Source organism: Syntrophomonas sp. UBA5494 (assembly GCF_002426325.1).
In genome coordinates this window covers 22,260-25,333 of sequence record NZ_DIPG01000129.1, presented here as the reverse complement: position 1 = coordinate 25,333, position 3,074 = coordinate 22,260, and the positions used below count along the sequence as shown (strand labels likewise).

The following is a 3,074-nucleotide window of genomic DNA, read 5'->3' as shown; positions in this document are numbered from 1 at the left end:
TTTCTATGCCAAAAAATTTGCCGGTCAACAAAGCCAGAGGAAACAGCATTTCATTGGCCCATTGGGTTAAGTTCTCCAGCGAGGGCACAGTTTTAGAGCGAATAATCATGATCACGATACCCAGAATGCCGATTCCCAAAATGGCAAATATCACCGCTGCTATAAGCGCCAGGCTCAAAAGTACCACCTGGTTGACCAGCGCTTCACGGTTGGCGAATAGGTACCAGACCAGAGCGGCTATCCCGATCACCATGATCAGGCTGACACTCAGCAGACCGATATAAAGACGTTTTTTGGCTTGCATCACCCAGCCCTCAGCTTCCCAGGATGAGGCCTGCTGGTATGCGCTGACCCGCCGCGAAATCGCGGGCCGGCATGCGCTTGCGGCCTTCTTTTTGCACTTCCAACAATTCCACCAGCCCCTGCCCGGTTTGCACCAGGAAACCGCTGCCGGTAGTCTTTACCAGACCCGGCGTACCTTCGTCGCTAAGGCTGGTCACCCGGCTCTTATAAACCTTGAGCTTGTTTCCCTCTATGGAGGTATAAGCGCCGGGCAGCGGACTCAAGGCCCGAATCTGATTATGAATTTGCTGGGCTGTCATCTGCCAGCAGATCAGTTCATCATTGCTTCTCAACACCGGTGCGTAGGTAGCCTGACTGGAGTCCTGTTTTTCTCGAGCCGCAGTACCGTCAGCGACGGCTGCGATTGTCTCCAGCAATAAATCAGCCCCCACCTCAGCCAACCTGTCGTGCAGTTCCCCATAATCGATATCACCGTCAATGGGCACTGTGGCTTTTTTTATCATGTCCCCGGTATCCAGACCCTGGTCCATGTACATGGTGGTCACCCCGGTCACGGCTTCCCCGGCCATCAGGGCGCGTTGTATGGGGGCCGCCCCCCGGTAACGGGGAAGTAAGGAACCATGTACATTGATGCATCCATGTACGGGCAGCGACAGGATACGCGCCGGTATGATCTGCCCGTAAGCCACCACTACAATCATTTCCGGCTGCCATTCGCTGATTTTGAGCAAGGCCGGCTCGGAGTCAATCCTGGCGGGCTGAAACACCTCCAGGTTTTGCTTGACGGCATACTCCTTTACGGGGTTAAAAGCTAGTTTATGCCCCCGCCCCCGTGGTTTATCGGGCTGGGTTATAACCCCCGCTATTTCCTGCCCGGATTCGAGCAAGGCTTGCAAGGCTGGCACCGCAAATTGTGCTGTTCCCATAAATACAATCTTCAATTCGAAATCCTCATCGTTCTCTCCTGGTTTCAATGGCCTTGTCAATGAACAGAATGCCGTCTAAATGATCAATCTCATGCTGCAAGGCCTTGGCCAATAAATCACTGCCCTCAATCTCGACTTCTTCACCCTGGCGGTTTAAACCCCGTACTTTGACATACAGGGAGCGTGACACCCGCCCTATTATGCCGGGTACACTCAAGCAGCCTTCAGTGCCGGTCTTCTCACCTTCCCGCTCGATTATTTCGGGGTTGATCAACTCAATAAACTGTTCCCCGGTATCAATCACGATCAGGCGTTTTAAGACCCCAATCTGCGGGGCTGCCAACCCCAGGCCCTCTTCAGCATAGAGGGTGTCGCGCATATTATCCAGAACCCGTAGTATGCCGTCATTGATTTTGGCGACAGCCGCGGAACGGGTCCGCAAGGTTTCATTGGGCAGTTTCAACACTTGGTATACAGCCATTAAACACTCTCCTTACATAACAACGGTTAGTTTTATTGCCCCTTTTTAGTCTATAAGGTTGACATCGGGTCTATATCTATCTCTATGCGCACACCCGGCGGATATTTCAACCGCTTGAGGGAGAGCCCAATACTGCTTAATAAAGAACGGTTTTGAGCTTTTATCATTATCTGTTGCCGGTATTTCCCGCGCAGACGGGAAATGGGGCAGGGTGCCGGCCCGAGAACCATGATCTGATCTTCTTTGGCATCTATTATCTCATAAATCCATGAAAAAATGTCTGCGGCTGTTTGCTGGGCCCGTTTTTCCTGTCCATCCCAAACCACTATACGCATGATATGGGTAAAGGGCGGGTATTGCAAAACCCTCCGCGACTCAATCTCGGTGCGATAAAAACTTTCGTAGTCCTGGGCGGCAGCCATCTGGATCACTGCATGCTCGGGATTGTAGGTCTGTATCAAAACCTCTCCCGGGTCTTGCCCGCGTCCGGCCCGTCCGGATGCCTGTACCACCAGCTGCAGGGTGCGTTCGTAGGCACGAAAATCGGGCAGGTTAAGGGTAATATCGGCATCCACGATACCGACCAGGCTTACTCCGGGATAATCCAATCCTTTGGCTACCATCTGGGTGCCGATCAAGATATCTATCTGGCGCGTTTTCATACTATTTAATATGCTTTTTTGAGCCCCGGACTTGCGACTGCTATCCATATCCAGGCGTCCGACTCGAGCGTCGGGAAATAAGGCGGCTGCTTCTGCTTCCACTTTTTGTGTGCCATAACCCAGAGGGCTAAGAGCCGGCAGGCCGCAGGCAGGGCAGACCTCAATTACCTCCTGTTGGTAATCGCAGTAATGGCATAAATAACCATTGCTGTCCTGATGATAGCTCAATGACACTGCACAGTGCGGGCACATAAGACTTTGGCCGCACATACGGCATATAGTTACCGGTGAATAACCACGCCGGTTCAAGAACAGTATGGTCTGTTGGCCTTGCTCCAATCGTGCGGATATAGCCTCCCTGAGTTCAGCCGATATCGCACTATGCCGCCCCTGACGATAATGCCGGCGCATATCTATAATCGTCACCCGCGGCAAACGGGCGGGGGCGATGCGGCCTGACATAGTCAATAGCCTGTACTCGCCCTGTAGAGCTTTATAATAGCTTTCCAGTGCCGGGGTGGCACTGCCCATTATCACTGTCGCCTGCTCCAGCCGGGCCCGGGCCAGAGCAACCTCCCGCGCATGGTAACGCGGGGTTTCTTCCTGTTTGTATGTGGATTCGTGCTCTTCATCCAGTATAATCAGGCCCAGCCGGGTCAGCGGAGCAAAGAGCGCTGAGCGGGTGCCCAAAACCACCTGGGC

3 protein-coding genes and 1 pseudogene are annotated in these 3,074 nt (G+C 53.2%); all 4 read right to left on the bottom strand.

Annotated features, from left to right (window positions below):
• Positions 1-304, bottom strand: a pseudogene (locus B3W37_RS14630) (DUF116 domain-containing protein); the annotation flags it as partial.
• A 10-nt stretch (positions 305-314) separates the two neighbouring features.
• Positions 315-1,244 (bottom strand): methionyl-tRNA formyltransferase, encoded by a 930-nt coding sequence (gene fmt, locus B3W37_RS14625; protein ID WP_483176240.1) that lies wholly within the window; start codon positions 1,242-1,244, stop codon positions 315-317.
• A 10-nt stretch (positions 1,245-1,254) separates the two neighbouring features.
• On the bottom strand, positions 1,255-1,710 hold the full coding sequence (gene def / locus B3W37_RS14620) for a peptide deformylase (protein WP_483169299.1): 456 nt from the start codon (positions 1,708-1,710) through the stop codon (positions 1,255-1,257).
• Positions 1,711-1,760: 50 nt separating this feature from the next.
• Positions 1,761-3,074: replication restart helicase PriA (priA, locus tag B3W37_RS14615; RefSeq protein ID WP_483176239.1), on the bottom strand; the 1,314-nt coding region annotated here is incomplete at its 5' end.

What these genes read in the sequence shown, in the direction of transcription:
- def (WP_483169299.1), bottom strand. Translation starts at nt 1,710, where the DNA reads ATGGCTGTATACCAAGTGTTGAAACTGCCCAATGAAACCTTGCGGACC.